General features: G+C 42.2%; 21 protein-coding genes. 14 read left to right on the top strand and 7 right to left on the bottom strand.

Translation table 11 applies throughout. From position 1 onward, the window contains the following. The first annotated feature begins 24 nt into the window (after positions 1–24). Both HC246_RS14990 and purD read left to right on the top strand, forming a co-directional pair. Positions 25–639, top strand: coding sequence for a chromophore lyase CpcT/CpeT (locus HC246_RS14990; protein WP_169364082.1), 615 nt, complete (start codon positions 25–27; stop codon positions 637–639). A 220-nt stretch (positions 640–859) separates the two neighbouring features. Next, positions 860–2,134 (top strand): phosphoribosylamine--glycine ligase, encoded by a 1,275-nt coding sequence (gene purD, locus HC246_RS14985; protein ID WP_169364081.1) that lies wholly within the window; start codon positions 860–862, stop codon positions 2,132–2,134. A 29-nt stretch (positions 2,135–2,163) separates the two neighbouring features. Here purD and HC246_RS14980 read toward each other — a convergent pair whose 3' ends face one another. Next, entirely contained in the window at positions 2,164–2,688 is a 525-nt protein-coding gene (locus HC246_RS14980) for a hypothetical protein (protein WP_169364080.1), read from the bottom strand. Between the two features lie 747 nt (positions 2,689–3,435). Between HC246_RS14980 and HC246_RS14975 the strand changes: the two genes are divergently transcribed. Next, complete coding sequence (locus HC246_RS14975; protein ID WP_169364079.1) at positions 3,436–4,830, top strand: ABC transporter substrate-binding protein; 1,395 nt, start codon at positions 3,436–3,438, stop codon at positions 4,828–4,830. Positions 4,831–4,864: 34 nt separating this feature from the next. Here the strand turns inward: HC246_RS14975 and HC246_RS14970 are convergent, their stop codons facing one another. The 3 genes from HC246_RS14970 to acpP form a co-directional block, all read right to left on the bottom strand. After that, complete coding sequence (locus tag HC246_RS14970; RefSeq protein ID WP_169364078.1) at positions 4,865–5,554, bottom strand: Uma2 family endonuclease; 690 nt, start codon at positions 5,552–5,554, stop codon at positions 4,865–4,867. A gap of 283 nt (positions 5,555–5,837) precedes the next feature. Beyond that, positions 5,838–7,094, bottom strand: a complete 1,257-nt coding sequence (gene fabF, locus HC246_RS14965) for a beta-ketoacyl-ACP synthase II (RefSeq protein ID WP_169364077.1) — start codon at positions 7,092–7,094, stop codon at positions 5,838–5,840. Between the two features lie 141 nt (positions 7,095–7,235). Beyond that, positions 7,236–7,475: an acyl carrier protein gene (acpP, locus tag HC246_RS14960; RefSeq protein WP_126386184.1), complete on the bottom strand. Its 240-nt coding sequence runs from the start codon at positions 7,473–7,475 to the stop codon at positions 7,236–7,238. Between the two features lie 243 nt (positions 7,476–7,718). Here acpP and HC246_RS14955 point away from each other — a divergent pair, with 243 nt between their 5' ends. Next, positions 7,719–8,114 (top strand): winged helix-turn-helix transcriptional regulator, encoded by a 396-nt coding sequence (locus HC246_RS14955; protein WP_169364076.1) that lies wholly within the window; start codon positions 7,719–7,721, stop codon positions 8,112–8,114. Here HC246_RS14955 and HC246_RS14950 read toward each other — a convergent pair. After that, positions 8,102–8,965, bottom strand: coding sequence for a glutaminase (locus HC246_RS14950; protein ID WP_169364075.1), 864 nt, complete (start codon positions 8,963–8,965; stop codon positions 8,102–8,104). The genes HC246_RS14955 and HC246_RS14950 overlap by 13 nt on opposite strands. A gap of 150 nt (positions 8,966–9,115) precedes the next feature. On the opposite strand from HC246_RS14950, the gene HC246_RS14945 reads away from it, so the two are divergent. The 10 genes from HC246_RS14945 (at position 9,116) to HC246_RS14900 (ending at position 21,814) form a co-directional block, all read left to right on the top strand. Beyond that, complete coding sequence (locus HC246_RS14945) at positions 9,116–10,759, top strand: iron uptake porin (RefSeq protein WP_169364074.1); 1,644 nt, start codon at positions 9,116–9,118, stop codon at positions 10,757–10,759. 201 nt (positions 10,760–10,960) lie between these two features. After that, entirely contained in the window at positions 10,961–11,410 is a 450-nt protein-coding gene (locus tag HC246_RS14940) for a cupin domain-containing protein (protein WP_169364073.1), read from the top strand. Positions 11,411–11,424: 14 nt separating this feature from the next. After that, positions 11,425–12,186 carry an SDR family NAD(P)-dependent oxidoreductase gene (locus HC246_RS14935; RefSeq protein ID WP_169364072.1) on the top strand — a complete coding sequence of 254 codons (762 nt, stop codon included), beginning with the start codon at positions 11,425–11,427 and terminating at the stop codon, positions 12,184–12,186. A 96-nt stretch (positions 12,187–12,282) separates the two neighbouring features. Continuing rightward, positions 12,283–13,305 carry an AEC family transporter gene (locus HC246_RS14930; protein ID WP_169364071.1) on the top strand — a complete coding sequence of 341 codons (1,023 nt, stop codon included), beginning with the start codon at positions 12,283–12,285 and terminating at the stop codon, positions 13,303–13,305. Positions 13,306–13,511: 206 nt separating this feature from the next. Next, positions 13,512–14,444 carry a phosphoglycerate dehydrogenase gene (locus HC246_RS14925; protein ID WP_169364070.1) on the top strand — a complete coding sequence of 311 codons (933 nt, stop codon included), beginning with the start codon at positions 13,512–13,514 and terminating at the stop codon, positions 14,442–14,444. A gap of 71 nt (positions 14,445–14,515) precedes the next feature. Next, positions 14,516–15,166 (top strand): HAD family hydrolase, encoded by a 651-nt coding sequence (locus HC246_RS14920; RefSeq protein ID WP_169364069.1) that lies wholly within the window; start codon positions 14,516–14,518, stop codon positions 15,164–15,166. A gap of 62 nt (positions 15,167–15,228) precedes the next feature. After that, positions 15,229–16,605, top strand: a complete 1,377-nt coding sequence (locus HC246_RS14915) for an ABC transporter substrate-binding protein (RefSeq protein ID WP_169364068.1) — start codon at positions 15,229–15,231, stop codon at positions 16,603–16,605. Between the two features lie 9 nt (positions 16,606–16,614). After that, complete coding sequence (locus HC246_RS14910; RefSeq protein WP_169364067.1) at positions 16,615–19,671, top strand: ATP-binding protein; 3,057 nt, start codon at positions 16,615–16,617, stop codon at positions 19,669–19,671. Between the two features lies 1 nt (position 19,672). After that, positions 19,673–20,188, top strand: coding sequence for a hypothetical protein (locus tag HC246_RS14905; protein ID WP_169364066.1), 516 nt, complete (start codon positions 19,673–19,675; stop codon positions 20,186–20,188). 42 nt (positions 20,189–20,230) lie between these two features. Further along, positions 20,231–21,814: an FAD-dependent monooxygenase family protein gene (locus HC246_RS14900; RefSeq protein ID WP_169364065.1), complete on the top strand. Its 1,584-nt coding sequence runs from the start codon at positions 20,231–20,233 to the stop codon at positions 21,812–21,814. Between the two features lie 31 nt (positions 21,815–21,845). Here HC246_RS14900 and HC246_RS14895 read toward each other — a convergent pair whose 3' ends face one another. After that, complete coding sequence (locus tag HC246_RS14895; RefSeq protein ID WP_169364064.1) at positions 21,846–22,127, bottom strand: TMEM165/GDT1 family protein; 282 nt, start codon at positions 22,125–22,127, stop codon at positions 21,846–21,848. 142 nt (positions 22,128–22,269) lie between these two features. Beyond that, positions 22,270–22,635, bottom strand: a complete 366-nt coding sequence (locus tag HC246_RS14890) for a TMEM165/GDT1 family protein (RefSeq protein ID WP_169364063.1) — start codon at positions 22,633–22,635, stop codon at positions 22,270–22,272. Between the last annotated feature and the right edge of the window lie 36 nt (positions 22,636–22,671).

Here is a 22,671-nt window from a genome sequence, read left to right as displayed (position 1 = left end):
TATTTTTTACCTTTTTTATAAACTATGACAGTTGTAACTAATCCCACTGATGTTTATGTCCTTGCTCAATGGCTAGCAGGCGATCATAGTAATTGGGAGCAGGCGATCGAAAACCCTCCATTTTTTGCCCATATTCGTGTGGGTGTCCGCGCCTTGCCCAATCCGATTACCGAGGATGGTGTGTGGCTATACCTTGAGCAAGCCTATGACTATGAGATCAATCATCCCTATCGCACAGCCGTTTTACATTTGACCTATGCCAACGATCGCATTGAAATCCTCAACTATCGCCTGAAAAATGCAGAAACCTTTTTTGGGGCAAGTCGCGATCGCGATCGCTTAGCGGCAATTGATGCTGAGGCGATCGATCAACTCCATGGCTGCACGCAATGGGTACATCGTGCCGATGACAAGACCTTTAAGGGCACTGTCGAACCAGGCAAAAAATGTTGTCTTACCCGCAAAGGTGTCAATACCTACCTAACGATTGACTTTGAAGTTACGGAAAACAGCTACAGTAGCCTTGATCGCGGCTATAGCGTAGAAACCGATGAGCATATTTGGGGTTCGGTCGCTGGTGCTTTTGAGTTCAGCAAGAAGGCAAGCTTTAGTGATGAAATTACTATGAAATTCGCATAGGATCTATTCCTTAGGTATAATAAGTTCCTGTCAAATTAGATTTTTTGAACTTCTGATGCTGCTCGAACAGTTAAATCGAGTAGCTAGTCATTGCAAATAATCTGATCAACCAGAGCTTTCTGAAGTTGCAAATTGCATGAAAGTTATGGTGTGCAGTGCAAAGTGCTACATGCCATAACCCCCAAGAAAGCATAACTAGTGTGAGCATTAAAGGTGTAATTTGAAAGTCCTCGTAGTTGGCAGTGGCGGTAGAGAACACGCCTTAGCTTGGAAACTGCTGCAATCTCCAAATATCGATCGCGTCTTTTGCATACCAGGAAATGGTGGTACGGCAACTATGCCCAACTGTCAAAACGTTTCTCTGAGTATCGATGACTTTGAGGGAATGTTGCGTTTTGCTCAGGTGCAGGGGGTAGGTTTCACGATTGTGGGACCTGAACTGCCGTTAGCGCTTGGTATTGTTGATTATTTCCAAGCTGCGGAAGCATTAATTTTTGGTCCCACTAAAGAAGGTGCTCAGATCGAGGCAAGTAAGTCTTGGGCAAAGCAACTCATGCTGGAAGCGAATATTCCTACAGCAGCTAGTGCCACCTTCAACAATCTTGAATCTGCCCAAGCCTATGTGCATGAACAGGGAGCACCAATCGTCATTAAGGCTGATGGCTTAGCCAGTGGTAAGGGTGTAACCGTGGCGATGGAGATTGATGAAGCGATCGCTGCTCTAGACCGCATCTTTTCGGGACAATTTGGCTCCGCAGGCGAAACGGTGGTCATTGAAGAGTTTATGACAGGTCAGGAAGTATCTGTCCTCGCGATTACCGATGGCAAAACCATTCGCCCCCTAATTCCTGCTCAAGATCACAAACGTCTCGGTGATGGTGATACGGGTCCCAACACGGGTGGGATGGGAGCCTATGCCCCTGCGCCGATCGCGACACCTGAGTTAATGGCAAAGGTACAGACGCAAGTTTTAGAACCTGCGATCGCGGCTTTGAGTGCGAGAGGTATTGACTATCGTGGCTGTCTCTATGCAGGTTTAATGGTCACGCCTGAGGGTGAACCCAAAGTGGTGGAGTTTAATTGTCGATTTGGTGATCCTGAAACACAGGCGGTACTGCCCTTACTTGATGACAATCTCGATGATTTGCTCTTAGCTTGTGTCGAGGGACGACTCGATAGCTTTGCACCATTGCAATGGAAAAATCAGGCTTCAGTCTGTGTCGTTACCGCCGCCGATGGCTATCCTGACAAGGTAGAAGTTGGTCAATTTGTCACAGGTATCGGCAAGGCTGAAGACATTGGTGCTTTTGTCTTTCAATCGGGTACTAAGCTCAAGAATAATGCGTTAGTCACTAATGGGGGCAGAGTTCTGGGTGTGACCGCCCTAGGTGATGACATTCGCAAGGCAATTACGAATGTTTATAGTGCTGTTAATTTTATTGCTTACGACGGCATATATTACCGTAAGGATATTGCTAGCAAAGCTATTAACTAAAAAAATCCCGCGCAATGCGCGGGATTTTTTTATTCTGCTGCCATGCTGAGATTTACTGTAATCGTCAATTTCAAAGCTGAGTCCGTACTTGCGTCATGCATCTGCTGCAAATATTGATTAACGTGGCGATCGCCAATCGGTTCAGTCAAAAGTCTCGATAGCAATTGCAAGAGCTTTGCCGCGCCATTACTAATTTCTTGACTGAAGGACTCCGTGGCGATCGGTAAATTAACGGGAGCCGTGGGGTAATTCATGTTAATGGGAATAGCATTACTAACCTGTAGCGATCGCTCCTGCATCGTGCGATTGCTATAGCGGCGCAATACCACCTGCAAATTATTTTTAGTCACGCGATCGCCAAAGGCTTCTGATAGTAACTGCCATAGTTTGTAACCCACATCACGAATATAAGCCGCATCATAACCAGCCTGCTCTGCGATTTCGGAATAGGTCTTGCCCTCCCAAGTTTGGCGAAAAATAGCCTCTTGGATTGTGCTAAGGCTCTTGTTTCCCAAAACGGAATCCACAATATTGAGTGCGTCATCAATAGTCATCGTTTTCCTCACAATCCACTAAATTGTTATTAATTACTCTTGCCTAGATGCCCTCTATCAAAAACTAACGAGTCAGAAAAATATTATTTGCTTTGTATACAGGTTTTAATTCTAATTACTAGTTTTAGGTTGGAACTTCCTAACTAAATCTCCATCTAGTTAGATAAACAAACTATAAATAATCTAATAGTTTGTACTCAACACATCAAAATACTATTGCCAACACAATTGCTAAAATAATAATTAGAATCTCTTAATCAAATTGGTAATTGCTCAACACCCATCCGTTAGACTCGTCAGAAAAATTTAGATTGCAAACTAGAGAATAAAGTAGAGAACTAAAGGTTTTCTATGGCTTTTAAGTTAGCACAGTTTATTTAAACTTGTTATGCAAGGTAATTGTATAGATGTAAACCTCAAAAACATCTATTAGCAAGGTTTTCGGGGTTTAACAATATTTTTGGGCTTACTCAAACTTGTTTTTAACGATAAAATTTCTGATATTTCATGACAACAATCAAGACATTAACAAGCAAGTTATGGGAACAGAAAAAGCCAGATCATTTTTTCTAGCTTTTTCTGACAAATTCTGAACTAGACAAACCTAATCATAAGTAGTTCCTTGCAAATCGCTATAGCATTTCCCAGAGAGGTTTGTTTTCCCGCCTTCGGCGGGAAAACAAACCTCTAACTCGCTTGCTGGAAAAGCGCTATATAATCACTGAACGGCATTTCGTGCAGACAGTTATGGCAAACAATAAGAAAGAACTAGTGGTGTTGGGTATAACTTTAGCCATCTTTGGTGGACTAGCTGGTGGCGGTTTTTTATTTTTTGGTCAAGGTAAAACAAACCCTAATGCCTCTTCATCGATTAGTAACGCTAACTTTGACTTGACTACACGCAAAAGTGAAGGCGAAAAATTGCTGATTACTGCTGAGTCCAATGCTGACAAAGAGGCGGCGATCGCTGCCATTGCGAAAAAGGACTATGCCACCGCTACAGCTAAGTTGGAAGCCTCACTCAGTAAACAACGTAACGATCCTGAAGCTTTAATTTATTTAAATAATGCCAAAATTGGCGATCGCCCATCCTTAAAAGTTGCCGTGAGTGTACCTATTGGTGGCAACTTGAATGTAGCGAAGGAAATTTTACGGGGAGTTTCCCAAGCCCAAACTGAAGTAAATAATCAGGGTGGCATTAATGGAATGCCGCTTAAAATTGCGATCGTTAATGATGATAATAAAACCGAAATAGGTGTAAAAGTATCGCAGTCTCTAGTCCAAGACCAAACTATCCTTGCTGTGATTGGACATAACTCTAGCGAAGTTTCCATTGCGACAGTGCCGATCTATCAAGCGGGAGGACTGGTGATGATGTCTTCTACAAGTACCGCCAAGGAACTCTCAGGCATAGGTAGCTATATTTTTCGGACAGTACCTAGCGTAAGATTTCAAGCCGATTCGCTATCCCATTACACAGTCAAGAAACTAAACAAGAAAAATATTGGAATTTGCTTTAATTCAGAGGCTAAGGCTAGTCAATCGATTAAGGAGGAATTTACGGCTGCCATATTTACGGATGGAGCCAAAGTTAGTCGCATTAATTGTGATGTCGCTAGTCCAAGCTTTAGCGCTGATAAGGTAGTTGAGGATATGCTAGGCGATCGCGTTGATGCTCTGTTGTTATCACCGGGGGTCGAAAAGATTGAAAAGGGGACAGAAATCGCCATTATTGCCAGAAATCGTCTTTTATTGCTGGGTGACTCTACTATGTATACCTTCAAAACTTTGCAACTAGGGCAAAGTGCGATCGCTGACATGGTGTTAAGCGTGCCTTGGCATCCTGATTTTTTGGCAAATAATCCCTTTTCCGCTAATGCTGTAAAGTTGTGGGGCGGCGATGTCAACTGGCGGTCAGCCACAAGCTACGATGCGACCTTAGCAATTATTGGTGGTTTGAAAAAAAGTTCTAGTCGTGAAGGGCTACAACAGGCACTATCTAATCCCAGCTTTGAGCTTGACGGTGCAGCAGGCAAAATCACCTTTCAACCATCAGGCGATCGGGCTAATGCTTCAATTTTAGTCAAAGTTAGCAAAGGCGATCGCTCAGGCGTTGGCTATGACTTTGTGCCATTGCGTTAAGTTAAAACTTTAAGAATGACACTTAGTGTCATTCTTAAAAATCTCTATTCATATATGTTTCAGCCATCCATTTGCGGACAGCACGGACAATACTAGTGCTATTTTCCGTTGATGACATCTGGAGAAAATTTCCAAGTATTTCCCCAGATATCATCACGAAAATTGCACTAAACTCACATTCAAGGTAATCACCATCTCGCAATTGCAAGATTTTTACATTGTCTTTTGTGTAGCGCCATATTTCTGGAATTCCTAGTTGCTGATAGACTGCCAAGCTTCGCTCACTAGAATTAGTAATGTCAACTTCGATAATCAAGTCTGGTGGCGGCTCTACAGAAATATCAATCCTATTACCGCTTATGTGATCGGCATTTTGAATGTAAAAACTAGAGTCTGGCTCTGCTCCTTTTTTGATGTCACTCCGATTTAGTGTGACTGAGCCAAATTCTTTTAATGGTAAATCTAGCTCCTCCGCTAAAACTCCAACGATGCGGGCTAATAAGCGATTAATTGCCTCATGAAAATCTGACGGCATCCTAATTTCTAAAACTCCTCGGTCATAAACTAAACGAACAGAACTGCGATCGCCAATATCAGTAAGCATTGCTTGATAGGTTTGCCAGCTAATATTTGACAACACGACATTGGCAATAATATTGCTAGTAATGTCTGTTGCAATATTGCCAATTTGTTCGTTTGGATAAGCTTCGAGAGCGATCGTCATAAAAACAATTTTTCTTGCACTCTAGATAGTTTACTGCAAATCCAAAAAGAGAGGCAGCGCATTGCGCCACCTCTCTTTTTATAACGTTTTGAGAAGGAGGATATCCTCCTTCTCAAAACAAAAAACAATTACAGTAAGGGTTTTGAATTTTCATTTTGTCTTGTAGCGTTTTTCAAGCAAGCGATGTACATAGATTTGTTTCCCCGCCTTTGGCGGGGAAACAAATCTGTACTTCACTAGACTGGTAAACGCTATAGGCAAAATGAGAATAAGTTATGCGTGATTATGCTTGGTATTTTTTGAAAACTAGAGTTACGTTATGACCACCAAATCCAAAGGAGTTAGAAGTCGCTACATTGATTGTCATCGGACGGGACTTGTTAGGTACATAATCGAGATCGCATTCAGGATCGGGATTTTCTAAATTCATGGTTGGCGGCGCAATGTCATTCTTAACTGCTAGAACTGTTGCCACTGCCTCGATACCACCCGAGCCGCCGAGCAAGTGGCCTGTCATTGACTTAGTAGAACTAACCGCAGTCTTATAGGCATGATCACCTAAAACTTTCTTGATTGCCTTCGTTTCCGTCTTATCATTCGCGGCAGTGCTTGTCCCGTGAGCATTGATATAGTCCACCATTTCAGGAGTGACATCAGCATTCTTGAGGGCAAGAGACATCGCACGGATAGCTCCCTCACCATCGGGCGAAGGGGAAGTCATGTGATAGGCATCGCAAGTACAGCCGTAGCCAACAATCTCGGCATAGATTTTTGCCCCACGCGCTAGAGCATGTTCGAGATTTTCGAGGATTAAAATACCTGCGCCTTCACCCATTACAAAGCCATCGCGATCCTTATCAAAGGGGCGTGACGCATGAGCAGGGTCATCATTACGTCGTGACATGGCTCTAGCAGAAGCAAAACCTGCAAAGCCTAGAGGAGTAATCGCCGCCTCCGTACCACCGCAAATCATGGCCTGAGCAAAACCACTTTGTACCAAACGAAATGCGTCGCCGATCGCATTGGAACCTGCCGCGCAAGCAGTCACCGTGCAGGAGTTGGGTCCCTGTGCGCCCGTGTGAATTGCCGTCAAACCTGCTGCCATATTGCCGATCATCATCGGAATCATAAATGGGCTACAGCGAGAGGGTCCCTTAGTGCGGATAATTTCATGCTGATCTTCGAGTACTTGCAAGCCACCAATCCCAGTACCTAGCAATACACCGATTTGAGCAGCATTGACTGGCGTAATTTCGAGATTAGCATCGCGCAATGCTTGAATACTGGCACTTACACCAAATTGAGCAAAGCGATCCATCCGTCGTGCTTCTTTGGCAGGGATATAGGTAAGTGGATCAAAATCCTTAACTTCGCCGCCCACACGACATTCATGATCAGTTGTATCGAAGCGAGTAATTTCTGTAATCCCGTTTTTGCCATCAACTAGACCTTGCCAATATTCTTCGACCGTGTTACCGATCGGTGTGATTGCACCTAGTCCAGTGACAACGACGCGAGAGAGGGGCTGAGGGTTTTGCATTTCGTTTGGAATCAGTTATGTCAAAATTTTATGGTTTTAAGGTGCGGCTAGGGTGATTTTCTATTAGGACATGCACGCATATCCTAATAGAAAATAAAAGCCTTGTTGCTGAGCAACAAAGCCTCCATTGAAAACAATTGCTTAAGCAGCTTGTTTGCTGTCAATGTAATCAACAGCGTCTTTAACAGTGGCGATTTTTTCTGCGTCTTCGTCTGGGATTTCAACGCCGAATTTTTCTTCCAGAGCCATAACTAGTTCGACAGTATCGAGAGAGTCAGCGCCAAGGTCGTTCGCAAAGCTAGCTTCAGGCTTAACTTCGGCTTTATCAACGCCTAATTGGGATGCAACGATCTCTTGAACTTGCTCAAAGGTACTACTCATTTACTTATTCTCTGTTTACAACCAAAAACTTTTTAGCGTTTTTCATTTTATCGGATAAAGGTAGCTGTATATACATGATCGTGAAGAACCTATCTAAAAATTTCGATACAGCTTAGGACGTGTCATCTTTTGGATTGTTGTATCCATATATAACTTTTAAATTGCAAGTTAAAATGTAGATTAGCAGGTATAGCTTGTAAAATGCAAGTAATTGAGTCAATTTAAATAAATTTGATTTTAGCTATGTCCCAACCAAGACGATCTCCTTGCCCTGTCTCCTGTACTTTGGATTTGATTGGCGATCGCTGGACGTTACTTGTCATCAGAGACATGATGTTCTTCGGAAAGCAACGTTTTGAAGAGTTTCTAGAATCTCCTGAAGGTATCTCTACGAATATCTTGGCAAACCGTCTTAAATTACTTGAGGACTTAGGTTTGGTAGCGAAACAACCTTACAGTAATCACTCCCGCCGCATGAATTATCACCTCACCGATCAGGGAAGAAGTCTGCGTCCTGTTTTAAAAGTAATAATTGCTTGGGGCTTGAAGCATATTCCTGACACACAGATTCTGCTTGATCGTCCGTCAGATGCTGGTGTCTCAGCAAGTTTCGCGGTAGAGTCAATTCACAATAAGTAAGATTTGATATTTTTTAGCAAGAATATACCTGCAACTGAGTTGCCGATCGCATCAAGGGCTGGACTATAACAAGCGATCGCAGCTCGCTCAGGAATTATTGATAGTAAAGCGCCACTGACACTCGATTTTGAGGGCAACCCAATATCTTGAGCAAATTCGGCAGAAGCTCCATACATGCCGCACTGGGTCATAATTTCTAACACAATCTCAATATTTGGCGATTTATTTGTATTTATATTTGTATTTAAAAGCAAAGTCCCAATTTTTGCCAGATCCTGCACATTGCCTCGCAAACAACAAATTTCTTCATAAACATTAAGGGCATGGTTAGGATTGGGAATTATCCCTAAAGACTGCAATTGAGAGGCGATCGCTAAATTGCGGCGATTAGCAACCGATCGCACCGAAGCTAACATTTCACGATCGAGGCTAAGATTTGCTCCCGATTGCTGATTGAGCCAGATTTGTAAGGCTTCGTAGGATGGCAATAGGGAGGAGATAGCGATCGCCCCACTATTAATCATCGGATTTGCAGGTTTTCCTTCAGGAATTGCGTTAAATGCTACCGATGTTGATTGGCGATCGACTATGCCAAAAATTTCATTAATACCCTTTATTTCTAACAAATACAACAATAAAAATGGCTTGATCACGCTCATCAAAGGAAAAGTTAGTTGAGTATTACCCGCTACAGTCATATCAAACTTCCCATCGCTGTTTAGTTGATTGATCGCGATACTAATTGCCTGAGGATTAACTTGAGCGAGTAAAGGAATGTAGTTAGGCAATTTACCGCTAAATATCTCTTTTTTGGCAGAATCTAGTAATTTTTGAAGATGATAGTCCAGCATGGAATTTTACTTAGATTAAATTCAATACTCATTAAATGATTTGGGTGTTGATTGGGCGATTTTATAAAATATCAGCCAAATATTCTTTTGACATCCAAGGCTAACAAGTTTAACCTTATAAGCTAGGTGTATGAAGAGGGTAATTTTAGAATGCTTAAAGTTAGAAAATCCGTTGTCAGTATAGGTTGTTTGTCTTTCTTGACAACCTTATCCATGGTTCCTAGTCTGGCTCATGCAGAAACAAATACAACATCTTTGTTTGCAAATAATGATCCTTACAAGTCTATTCAACTAGATACTGCAAGTACTGAACCAGCAACAACAGCTCAAAATGTTACGTCAGTCTCACAACTTAGTGATATCAAACCAACTGATTGGGCATTTACTGCTTTGCAATCTTTGGTTGAGCGTTATGGTTGTATTGCTGGTTATCCCGATCGCACTTTTCGCGGCAAACAAGCCACCAGTCGTTACGAATTTGCCGCAGGCTTAAATGCTTGTCTCGATAAAATCAATGAAATCATTTCCGCAGGTCTCGCTGACAAAGTTAGCAAAGAAGATCTCGCTACATTAAAAAAACTACAGGAAGAATTTGCTGCCGAACTTGCTACTCTGCGTGGTCGCGTTGATGCCCTCGATGCCAAAGTCACCAAGCTAGAAGCACAACAATTCTCAACTACTACTAAACTCACGGGCGAAGTTATTGTTTCTGCAACAGCAGGTACTGCTGGTTCTAAAAACTCTAACGTTACCTTAAGCAATCGTACTCGCTTGGTTCTCAATACTAGCTTTACAGGTAAAGACCTTCTCAGAACTCGTCTAGAAACCAGTAATAATCTTGTTGCTGCAAGTAGTTCTACTACTGGTAGTCTCGCTAACCTTTTAGGTACAAATACAGTCCGTATTGGACCTGGTGCAGTTGTAACAGACAACTCATTTGCTCTTAGCCTTCTTGATTACAAATTCCCCGCATTTGACAATAAGGTAAACTTCTACATTGCACCTCGTAGCTTCCCTGACGAATTCTTCACAGTGCTTTCTCCTGTGGCAAGCAATGGGCAAGGATCTATCTCTAGATTTGGGCGCTTCGATCCCTTAATGCGGATTGCTGGTACATCTTCTTTATTTGGTTTTGATTGGTCAATTACAGATAAAGTCAGACTACAGGCAGGCTATGGTTCATCAGATCCTGCGAGTGCTTCTCCTGGTGGATCTACAGGGTTGTTCGGTGGATCAACAATTGCTCTTGTGCAGCTTTTATTTAAACCTGCTGACAATCTAGACACTTCAATCACCTACGCAAATACTTACCATCAGTCTGGAGCTACTACAGGTACTAGTTCTTTGGGGACTGGACTCACTAGTAATGAATCCATCAGTGGCGTTACGGGTTCTATTCGTGCTAACTCGATCGCAGGTAACTTGGCTTGGAAAATCACTCCAAAACTGACATTCCATACTTGGGGAACGGTGATTTTCGCTGATGCCGTAAGTGCTTCTGCATCGACTACCTTTACCAGTTGGATTACTGGTTTGACCCTCAATGACTTGTTTAGCGAAGGAAGTGCAGGTAGCATTCTTTTTGGTCAGCCTATTAATCGCACATCTGTAAGTGGCGCAGCAACTTTAGGGGCAGTTAATTCGACTCCTTACCATTTAGAACTTTTCTATCGCTATCGCATCAGTAAAAACATCAGTATTACTCCTGGGGTTTTCTGGGTCTTCAATCCTGAAGGTGTGAGTACTAATCCGACCGCAACTGTTGGTGTAATTCGGACAACGTTCACTTTCTAACTAATCAAAAAGCACCCCGATGGGGTGCTTTTTTTTGCAAAATCTATTTCCAAGCAGTGTTTTTAGCAAATTAACTGACCTTAATTTTGTGATCAGTATCATAGGTTGATTGTAATTATCTAACTATGTACCAAGTCTAAGGTCATGTTATCTTTAGATTCATGATTTTGTTTCAGACAAAGCTTGATGGAGTAATGACCTATGACCGCGATCGTGACACAAGACAAAGACCTCGCTAGCGTTATGAAAAATGATGGAGTTGCCAAGGCGAATACCCACGGCAGCATCAATCGCATCTTCAATCGCTTAGAAGATATCAAAAAAGAGATGGGCGAACCATCTTGGTCAGTGCGGCTCATTTACACCGATATGATGAGTGCCGTGATGATTTGCCAAAAACCTGGTGAAAGCAATCGCACTCACTATCATGCCAATGAGGATGAATGGTGGGTAATCATGGAAGGTGAACTAGAGTGGGATGTGGATGGTTATGGAACCTATCGCGCCAAAAAGGATGACATCGTTTTTGTACCACGCAAGGTCATTCACAATATTCGGGTTGTAGGCGATCAGCCATCGATTCGTTTAGCGATCGGTAAACCTGATGTCAATCACATTTTTGTGGAAGATCACGTTTTTGCAAAGAATTAGTTGATGTAGCAATCATGACCAAATTCCATGAATTTCCTCAAGATTTCAAGGGGAAAGTAGCGATCATTACTGGTGCAAGTAGTGGTATTGGTCAAGCCGTGGCAGAGGCGATCGCGAATTATGGCGCACATACCATATTTATTTCTCGTAGTGGTGCAGAGGCAATCACTTCACAACTGAATGCAGCAGGTAAATCTGCCCTATCGCTACCCTGCGATGTTACTGACGAGACTCAAGTTAAACAGGCGATCGCTTCAGTTTTTGAGAGATATGGGCGAATTGATATCTTGATCAACAATGCTGCAATCAATCAAATTGCTAAAATTGAAGATATTTCCCTTGAGGATTGGAACAGAGTCATAGCAACCAATCTCACAAGTCTTTTCCTTTGCTGTAAATATGCAGTACCGATCATGAAGCAACAACGAAGTGGCAACATTATCAATGTTTCTTCGATCGCAGGGCATTTTAGAAGCAAAATATCAGGAATTCACTATGTTGCCTCCAAGGCTGGAGTCGTGGGCTTTACGAGACAGCTTGCTTACGAGCTAGCCCCCTTTCAAATTAATGTTAATGCAATTTGCCCCAGTCAAACCTATACCCCAATGCTAGCAGCAACTTTGCCACCAGAAGCAGAACAAAAACTGATTGATTCCATCCCTTTGGGAAGAATTGCCTCTATGGAAGAACAGGTAAATGTAATTCTATTTCTCGCATCACATTTATCCAGCTACATGACGGGTGCGATCGTTGATGTCAATGGTGGACAATTCTAGTAGTCCAGTTTTTAGGCTTTGATTTTGCTTAAGAGGAAATGAAAACCGCTATAGTATGCTTGGCAACTCTCACACTTAGTTTGTACGTTTAATTCTATGTTTACACTAGAAAACCCCCTCGTCATGCTGTACGTGAGATTAATTGGATGGACTCTATTGGGATATGTATTAGGAAAACTCCTACCCAGAGTCTACACCACCTATCTCGGCAAAGCTTTACTATTTGTGGGAGTTCCCATTGGGATTGTTTCCTTTTTGCGCCAAGCCGATTTATCAGGATGGATTGTGATTGCGCCAACTACCGCTTGGGTGGCAATTTTTGTTGGCGCAGGTTTGGCATGGATCTGGATCGATCTAGGTGTGAGTGATGAAAGATTTCGGTCTTTGTCAAGAGGCATCACATCCCGCGAAAATACTGTTGAAGTAACATCAGGGACAAACGCAACTATCCAACAAGAAAGTGCATGGTCAGGACCAACTCAAGGCAGTTTTTTGCTTGCCATGACCCTAGGGAATACCGCTTTTATGGGATATCCCGTGAGCCTTGCCCTAGTGGGACCACAATATTTTGCATGGTCGCTATTTTATGACCTGATTGGTTCTACGATCGCTGCCTATTCCGTAGGTATTGCTTTGGCAAGTCGTTTTGGTAGCACGGCTAACAACCAGCCCAGACCAAATCCATTTGTATCTATGGCGAAGACTCCTGCTTTATGGAGTTTACCAATCGGTGTTGGTATGCGATTTGTTCCCTTGCCAACGGTAATTACTTCAGGGATGAATGCGATCGCATGGACAACTGTTACCCTCTCGCTGGTCATGATTGGGATGCAGCTTAGTCAACTACAGACTCTCAAAAACATCAAAAAAGCTCTCACTTGTTTATCGATCAAAATGCTGCTCACCCCATTAGTGGTGGGTACAGGATTGATGTTTTTTGGAGTTACAGGAGAACCTCGGCTAGCGATGGTTTTGCAGATGGCAATGCCTCCAGCCTTTTCGACCCTTGTTATTGCTCAAGCCTACAACCTTGATCGTGATTTGACCGTTACAACCTTAGCCTTTGGCGTAGTACTTCTATTGTTTACCATACCTATTTGGCTATGGCTATTTTCATAAACACAAAGAAGATGTATTGAACTTAAATTTAATTACATCTTAAATGGGCTAACGAATTCATTGAAAATATAAGAAATTTTCTATCTAATGTATTTAAGACATATTTAAAAATATTTGCTTATATTGTCTATAATCTTGAACTTGCAGTCATGGTTTCAGTATTTTTTGTGTGCAAAAAAATTGGTTAAAAAATAGGCAAGTAAACCATGAAATTATTAATTAGTACTTCTTCTTTCGATCTGCAAAACAATCAAATTTTACAAAATCTGCAACAACAAGGATTTGAAATTGTTTTGAATCCCTATGGGAGAAAGCTCAAAGAATCAGAGCTTTTAGAATTTCTCAATGATGATGTTGTAGGTATGATTGCGGGGGTCGAACCAATCACACGCAATGTTCTCTCCTCTGCTAAGTCTCTCAAAATTATTTCACGATGTGGGATCGGAACTGATAGCGTCGATCTAGTAGCGGCTGAAGAAATGGGTATCCCTGTTCACATAACGCCTACAGCCCCAGTAATTGCGGTTGCTGAACTAGCAGTGAGTTTAATTCTTGCGACATTAAGACGGATTTCAGAAGCTGATCGCCAATTGCGTGAGGGAACATGGAAGCCATTAATGGGAAGACTCCTAGCATCTCAAGTTGTAGGCTTATTAGGCTATGGAAGGGTTGGCAATCGAGTGGGGCAACTCCTGAAAACTTTTGGAGCAAAAAGAATTGCCTATGATATTGCTGGTAATTCCCTATTTGCCGATACAGTTTGTATTCAATCTTTAGATGAATTTCTGGCTATGTCAACTGTAGTGACAATTCACATTCCCTACAGTAAAGAAAATGATCATTTGGTCGATCGCGACTTCATCAATAAGATGCAGGCGGGTAGCATTTTAATCAATACTTCGAGAGGCGGGATCGTTGATGAAGAAGCTTTATATGATGCATTAGTATCAGGACACTTGGCAGGAGCCGCCCTTGATGTCTTTGAAGAGGAACCCTACTCTGGCAAGTTGGCGAGCCTGCCTCAAGTCATTTTGACTCCCCATATGGGTTCCTATGCCAAGGAAGCAAGAACGCAAATGGAAGAAGAAGCTGCTCAAAATCTGTTTGATAGCCTCGTAAATCTTGGTTTAGCAAAATAAAAAAGGAGAGTGCTAAGCACTCTCCTTTTTTGCGTGAAAATTTTTGCATGACAAATTTTGTGGGAAATGTAATGAAAAAATATGATGCAATTGTGTTTGATTTTGATGGAGTCATCGTTGAATCAGTAGATGTCAAAACTAAAGCCTTTGCTGCCCTATATCAAGAATATGGAGAGCAAATAGTGCAGCAGGTGATGGACTATCATCTTTTGCATAATGGCATATCGCGCTTTGAAAAATTTCGCTATTATCAAGAAGTTTTGCTAGGAAAATCCTTAACGAAAGAAGTGGAAATACAACTCGGCGATCGCTTCTCACAATATGTTGAAGATGCAGTAATAGCATCGCCCTATGTATTAGGAGCCGATGATTTTCTCGAAAAGTATTATCAATCAATTCCTCTATTTGTTGCCTCTGGCACTCCTGATGAAGAATTGAAACGGATTGTGTCACGCCGTAACATGAACCATTATTTTGTCTCTGTACATGGTTCTCCTGCTAAAAAAAGCGCTATTATTCAAGAGATTTTAACAAATCATGGGTTTAATCCCGATCGCGTGTTAATGGTTGGCGATGCGATCGCTGATTATGAAGGTGCGATCGTTGCAGGTGTAAAATTTATAGGCAGGGTGTTGCAATATCCTCAAACCTATCCTTTTGACACAGAAACTGTTGTTTTGCCAGACTTAACTCATCTCGGAACTGCTATAAGTGGTGCTTAGTTCTGCCTATATCAATTTCTATTAAATTACTATTTTGATTAATTCCTTAATCTTAAAAATCTATGCGTCGTCGTCAGTTTAACCAACTATCACTATCTCTAGCAGGCTTGGGGCTGGCGGCTTGTAGTGATTCCACAGTCTTAAATTATCGACCTCAACCCAAAAATTCTAAATTTCGTGTCTGGTGGATTCAGAGCTTTTATCCTGCGGAAACTGAAGCACTTTCGCAGATTGTTGCTGAGTGGGAGAGGAACAATAATACCAAAGTAGAAATCACTTTTTATAATGATGGGTCAATTAATCGTGATGCAGACAATGCTCTAAACAACGGCAATCCTCCTGACATCCTATTTAGTAATACTGCTGAATTTGCTCTCTATCCCAAGTTAGCATGGCAGAACAACTTGGTGGATGTAACTGATGTTGTAGAACCTGTCAAAGATTTATTTAGCCCGATCGCTCTCAAAGCGGTGTCCTATAAAAATGGAGTCACCAATAAACGTAGTTATCACGCAGTCCCAATCGCTCAGCTTGCGGCAGGACTACATTATTGGCGAGATTTACTATCTGATATGGGGCTAAGTGATACGAGTATTCCAAGGGATTGGGATGGCTTTTGGCAATTTTGGGAAACAGCGCAGGATCGCGCCAGAAGTAAGGGGAAAAAAGATATTTATGGGATTGGCTTACCTATGTCTCCAGATCCCACCAACACCGACACCATTTTCATGTTTGAGCAATTTCTGGAAGCCTATGGTGTGGATTTACTAGACGATAATGGTCAACTCCAAATTGACGATCCTAAAAACCGTCAAGGTATTATTGCTGCATTAACTAAGTATGCTGGATTCTATAAGAATGGGTATGTTCCTCCTAAAGCGACTCAATGGACTGATGCGGACAACAATCAGGTTTTCCTAAGCAAGAATTCATTTATGACCGCAAATCCGGGGTTGTCGATCCCTGCATCTCAACAGTTTGACTCTGTGGTTTACAACAAAAAATTAGTAACGACCGAATGGCCGCTTGCCCCTAGTGGTAAGCCCCTGAACTATCTAGTTGCGGTGAAACAGGCAGTTATTTTTGCAAGCTCTAGCAATCAAGCTATGGCGAAGAGTTTGTTGTCTCATATCATTCAACCTAATAATTTGTTGACATATTTGAAAGGGGCAGGTGGGCGATATTTCCCAACTATGCCAAAATTATTGGAAGATCCCTATTACAAAGACTCACAAGATCCGCACATCTTAACAGCAACGAAACAATTCCAAAACACTACCTCGTTTTATACAGCGCAGAATCCTGCCTATGCAGGTGTTGGTGCAGACAAAATATGGGGAAAAGCTATCAAATCTGTGGCTCAGGGCAATGCTACACCCGAACAGGCGGCGGACACAGCGATCGCGCAAATTAAAGATATTTTTGCTAAGTGGAAATGAGGATAGAAAATGTTTAACCTATTTAAGAAACGTTTGCTGCTCCAACTTGTGGGCTATTTCTCGATTCTATCGATCGTGACCGTTTTACTCGTAGCTGTCAGTGCCAATGTCCGCAGTCGTGATGCCCTCAGGCGCTCAGCAATTGATCGTCTCGATGTTGCCACATCACTTAAGGAATCTCAGGTTACTCAATGGGTTGACAATCAGCGTCGTGATGTAATCTTGATGACCCAGTTGCCAGATTTCTTAGTGAACGCGGAAATTACTTTTACTAAAGATCGTGAATCCCCAGAATTTAAAACTGCTATTGAATCACTACGCAAGTTTATGACAGATGTCTCATCTGTCAAGCCGAACATTCGCCAAATTTCTATTCTCACGAATAACGGGATTACAATCGTCTCTACGGATAAACAAAAGGAAGGAAAATATCAGCCCTTAGGTAATACAACCACCTACTTTACCCGTGACCAATCGCGTGTGATCGTTCCCAACTTCTATATTTCCCCAATTTCAGGCAAGGGGGCAATGACCTTTGCTGCACCTTTATCGAACAAAGCTGGTGATCGCATTGGGGTGGTAGCAGTTGACCTTGATCTCCAAGGTGTTGATGACATTATTCGCCAAAATACAGGTTTAGGAAATAGTGGTGAAACCTATGTCGTAGGTAGATTAGCTGCCAAAAATATTCTGCTTTCGGGGGCAGGTGCCGATAATCAGGAAGTTGCTAAAGATATTAAGAGCGAAGGAATTAATGCCGCCGCCCAAGGTAAGGATGGCGAAGGTCTGTATCGAAACTATAAAAATGTACCTGTATTGGGAAGCTTCGTGTGGATTGATAATCTCAATCTCGCTTTGCTAGCGGAAATATCGCAGTCAGAAGCTTTCGAGCCTGCGGATCGCCTTGCACGGGATATCTTACTGATTGGATTAAGTTCCGCTGGTATTTTATTGACGGCAGTATACTTGATTGCCCGTCGGATTTCTCAACCAATTCTAGCGATCGCTGATGCCGCAAACCAAGTTTCGGGTGGTAATTTGAATTCGCAAGCACCAGTTCTGACTGAGGATGAAATTGGCATTTTGGCGATCGCGTTTAATCAAATGACATCGCAACTAAAAAATTCGGGGGAACAGCTTGCGGACTATAGCCGTACCCTAGAGCAGAAGGTCGAGCAACGAACTAGTGAAATCAAAGCGATTATCGATAACATGGTCGATGGTCTTGTGGTAGTTGATGGTGAGGATCGGATTACTCAATTTAACCCCGCGATCGCTGGCATGATTGGGGTAAGCAGTAAAGCGATCGCTAATGCAGAAACTTATAAAGAAATCTTTAGAGCGGAAGAAATTTCCTCAATTATTAATAGTACTAGGGAAAATCCACGACAAGTCTTTAGTGCTGAGTTCGCTTTGCCTGATCGTCGTACAGGAAAAGCCGTGGCAACTTCAATTTTTAGGGAAATTGATAGAGTATCTGGTAGTAGTGACGTTGTCCAGCATGATCATGGATCGTCTAATGTGGCAGTCGAAAGCTCGGCGGTATCTACATTAGGAGTAGCTTATCTCGGTACGGTCATCCTAATTCGTGATATTACAGCCGAGAAAGAAGTAGACCGCATGAAAACAGACTTCATCTCGACCGTATCCCATGAATTACGCACACCACTCACTTCTGTACTAGGCTTTGCCAAATTAATTCAGAAAAAACTAGATGAATCCATTTTCCCATTAATTCAAACCGATGATAAGAAAGTAAAGAGAAGTGTTCGTCAAGTTTCGGAAAATATTGAAATTATTGTTTCAGAAGGAACCCGACTCACTAAGTTAATTAATGAAGTCCTCGATGTTGCCAAAATCGAAGCAGGGAAGATGCAATGGAACATGGATACCTTGTCCATTACTGAAGTAATTGATCGTGCTTTTTCCGCAACTTCAGCATTGTTTGAGCAAAAGGGGTTAGCCCCAATCCGAGAAATTGCGACCGATTTACCCAATATCTATGGTGATAAGGATCGATTGATTCAAGTAGTCATCAACTTAATCTCCAATGCAGTGAAATTTACTGAAAAAGGCAGTATCACCTGTCGCGTGAAGCATGATCACCAATCGATTACAGTTAGTGTTGTCGATCAGGGTGTGGGCATTTCTGAATCCGATCAACCTAAGGTATTTGAGAAGTTTAAGCAGGTTGGCGACACCTTGACTGATAAGCCCCAAGGTACTGGTTTGGGATTACCAATTTCGCGGGAAATCATTGAACATCATGGCGGCAGAATTTGGGTTGAAAGTGAGTTGGGTAAAGGTAGTACCTTCTCATTTACATTGCCAATTCAGAAAACGACAGAAGGGGATGGCAAAGCTCCAATTCCTTCAATAAACTTTGAGGTTCTTGTCGAGCAGCTCAAAAAGAGAGTAACGTTTGATCGGCAATCTGAAGAGCCGAATACTGAGGGAGTATCGAAAAAAATCTTAGTGATTGATGATGATTCTAGTATTCGCAGTCTCCTAAGACAGGAACTAGAAGCTAAAGGATATACTGTCTATGAGGCTGATAATGGACAAACTGCCCTTTCTAAAGTTCGTGAAGTTCGTCCAGATTTGATTACTCTCGACATTATCATGCAGGGGATTAATGGTTATGATGTGGCTTCCATTCTAAAATCCGATCCCGTAACCCTAGATATTCCTATTATTATTGTGTCGGTGCTGGATGATAAGAATCAAGGCTTCCATTTAGGAATTGATAGTTATGTAACGAAGCCCGTTGACATGGTAATTCTATTGCGAGAAGTTGATTTGTTATTGACTAACAAATCCGCTACGGGCAAAAGGATTCTCATCGTTGATGATAACTTTGTCTCGATTAGCCTATTAGTAGAAATGCTGCAAAATCAGGGCTTTGTCCCTACTACCATTTCTCCTCAAGATGATTTACGGGCAAATGTCATCGCATCTCAGCCCGATATCATCATTGCTAGTACTAAACTAGCGCAGCAAGTACAGTCTCTACGTGCTGAACAGAGTATGAAACATATTCGCTTTTTGTTAATTTCTGAAGGATAATATGCTCAAAACTTGGGTGAATCAGCCACAGAATCTGTTCCGAATGGTCGCTGCGATCGCCATATTTGCTTATAGTCCTGTTCTGCCGAATGCGGTCAAGGCGGAAACCTATATCAATAATCGGGTTTGTCCTGCGGATTTCCCTAGTTTAAGTAAATCCTTGGCTAAGGACTTGCCAGACTATCTCAATCGTACCTACATTCGCCTCAGACTGAAGCGGGAAGTGATGACAATTAGTCAGCCAGAGCTTGAGCCTTTGCCGCTTGCACCAGACCAATCACGCGATCGCTTACCGCAGCAGATTTTTCTCTCGATGCTGGAAAGGCAAACGGGCAAAGTTGAAACTTCACAACGAGCTTATTGGTTATTTGTCGTGCCTACTTCTAACGGATGGCGTTTAGCAATGGCATTTATGCGAATCGGACAGGCTCCACCTGTGGATGTAAGTGATGCCGCGATCGCTGATGCCACGAATAAATGGTTACGCGACTATTGTGATCCTCGATATCAGCGTTAGTATGGTGTAGGAGCTTTGCCAACTTTGACAATTGGGAGCAATATGTCTTTATTTGAAACTGTGCGATCGCAAATGCCTTTAGAAATCCCAGCGCAACTAGAGCGGATGGACAGCTTTTGGTTTAACTATCGACAGTTTAATCAACCAATTCCCCAAGTAGTTGATACTTCCCAAGAGAAACTTAAAGATAAAGATTTTGATGTCATTGTTGGCGGGGGGACATTGGGAATATTTATTGCATCTGCGTTACAGCGACGGGGATGGAATGTGGCAATTATTGAGCAGGGAATATTGCAGGGTAGGGTACAGGAATGGAATATTTCTCGTAAAGAGCTAAATGCTTTTCTGGAACTAGATTTGCTGACGGAAAAAGAACTAGAACAAGCGATCTCGACTATCTATAACCCTGCTAGAGTTGGTTTTCAGGGTGGTAAGGATTTATGGGTGCGAGATATCCTCAATATTGGAGTTGATCCTGTCTATTTGTTAGAGGTTCTCAAACAAAAATTTCTCGATGCTGGTGGTAAATTATTCGAGCAAACTGCATTTCAAGGTGCTAGCACTCATCCTGACGGGATATCCGTAGAAATCATTCCTAAACGTGATCATGCCATCATAGAAAGGATTACAGGGCGATTATTGCTAGATGTAATGGGTCATTTCTCACCAATTGCGAAGCAAGCGCGATCGCAGTTATATGGCAATATCAAACCTGATGGTGTCTGTATGGTGGTAGGAAGTTGTGCTAAAGGAATGCCTGAAAAGTCCTATGGTGACTTGATTTATAGCTTTACTCCCATTCAAAATCAATGCCAGTATTTTTGGGAAGCTTTTCCTGCTAGGGAGGGGCGAACTACCTATATGTTTACCTACGTTGATGCTGATCCACAACGTCCTAGTTTTACTCAGTTGATGGAAGACTATCTATTTTGGCTGCCTAAATATCAAGAAATCGAACTTCAGCAACTTCAATTTGAGCGTGTTCTCTTTGGCTTTTTTCCTTCCTATAAAAATAATCCTCTGCAAACTCCTTGGGATCGGATTTTACAAGTTGGCGATAGTTCAGGAATGCAGTCACCACTTAGTTTTGGTGGATTTGGTTCTATGGTGCGTCACTTGTCACGCTTAACCGATGGGCTTAATGCTGCATTGCATGGTGATTGGCTATCACAATCGGATTTGCGATCACTGCAACCCTATCAACCAAACCTCTCAGTTACTTGGCTATTCCAAAAATCAATGAGTGTTGCTGTTAATCAATCTATTGAAAGAGATCGCATTAATTACTTGCTAGGAGTCACATTTATGGCGATGGAGAAATTAGGCGATCGGGTGCTCTATCCATTTTTGCAAGATGTCGTGCAGTTTGTGCCATTAGCACAGACAATGCTTGCCATGTCCATTGCTGACCCAGTACTCGTTCTTAAAATTATGCAGCAGGTTGGTATTGTCACTTTAATAGACTGGCTGAAACATTATCTTAGTTTGGGAGCCTATAGTTTCTTGAATCAGGTCAGTCAACAAGTTGAGCCAGCGATCGCTAATCTATTACCCGAACAGCAATATCAACTACAGCGCCAAATCGAAGCTTGGGAATATGGTTCTGGAGGAGACTATCAGCCCTAGTTGTTCAAAATGGCTTTGCTATTTTAAACAGCTATTCTTCGCTACCATCACTCATAAATAGACGCATTGCCATAATCGCAAATAAACCTGCGGCGATCGCCTTAAGTAACTTGGTTGGCAAAAATACAGAGATACTATCACCGAGAAACACGCCAACGGCACTGGCGAGTAATAATGCTGCTGCTGAACCGATAAATACATATCTGGGGGCTGTGGAGCTACCACTTAAGCTCATCGTTGCTAATTGGCTTTTGTCACCTAGCTCGGATAAAAAAATTGTCCCGAAACTCAGAAATAATAATTGCCAGTCCATATCTTTAAAATAATCACTAGAGAATTTTTGGTAGTCCTAAAAAGGAAAGGATTTATTGTGTGTGGTAAGGATGAGCGGCGTTTCGCGCCGCCCATCCTTACCTATTTATCTTGATGCTTGAGGAGAAACATGGTTGCGCTATCTAGAGGATGGCATCCCACAATAAACTAATCGAAAGAATCAGAAAACTTAATCCTGCTAGGGTATTCAACAATTTTGGTGAAAAGGTTTTGGCAAGCCATTTGCCAGCAAGTACGCCTAATAAACTGGTTGAGACTAAAGCGATCGCTGCTCCTGCAAAGACAATCCAAGGTTGATGAGATTGGGCTGCAATCATCAAGGTTGTTAGCTGCGTTTTGTCACCAATTTCTGCTAAAAAAACTGTGATAAAGGTAGTAATAGCAATTTGCCAATGCTCTGCTTTGATCTGATTTTTGGTTTGTGATACAGATGGCAATTGGCTTGCAGCTAGAGTCTCAGGTCTAGGTTCAGATTTTAGTGACATCATTTGTTGGTTGCTTATTAAGCAATGTTGCAGCTTTTC

It is taken from the genome of Pseudanabaena yagii GIHE-NHR1, from assembly GCF_012863495.1.
In the GTDB taxonomy this organism is placed as follows: Bacteria; Cyanobacteriota; Cyanobacteriia; order Pseudanabaenales; family Pseudanabaenaceae; genus Pseudanabaena; species Pseudanabaena yagii.
This window is presented reverse-complemented; position numbering and strand designations above follow the sequence as displayed.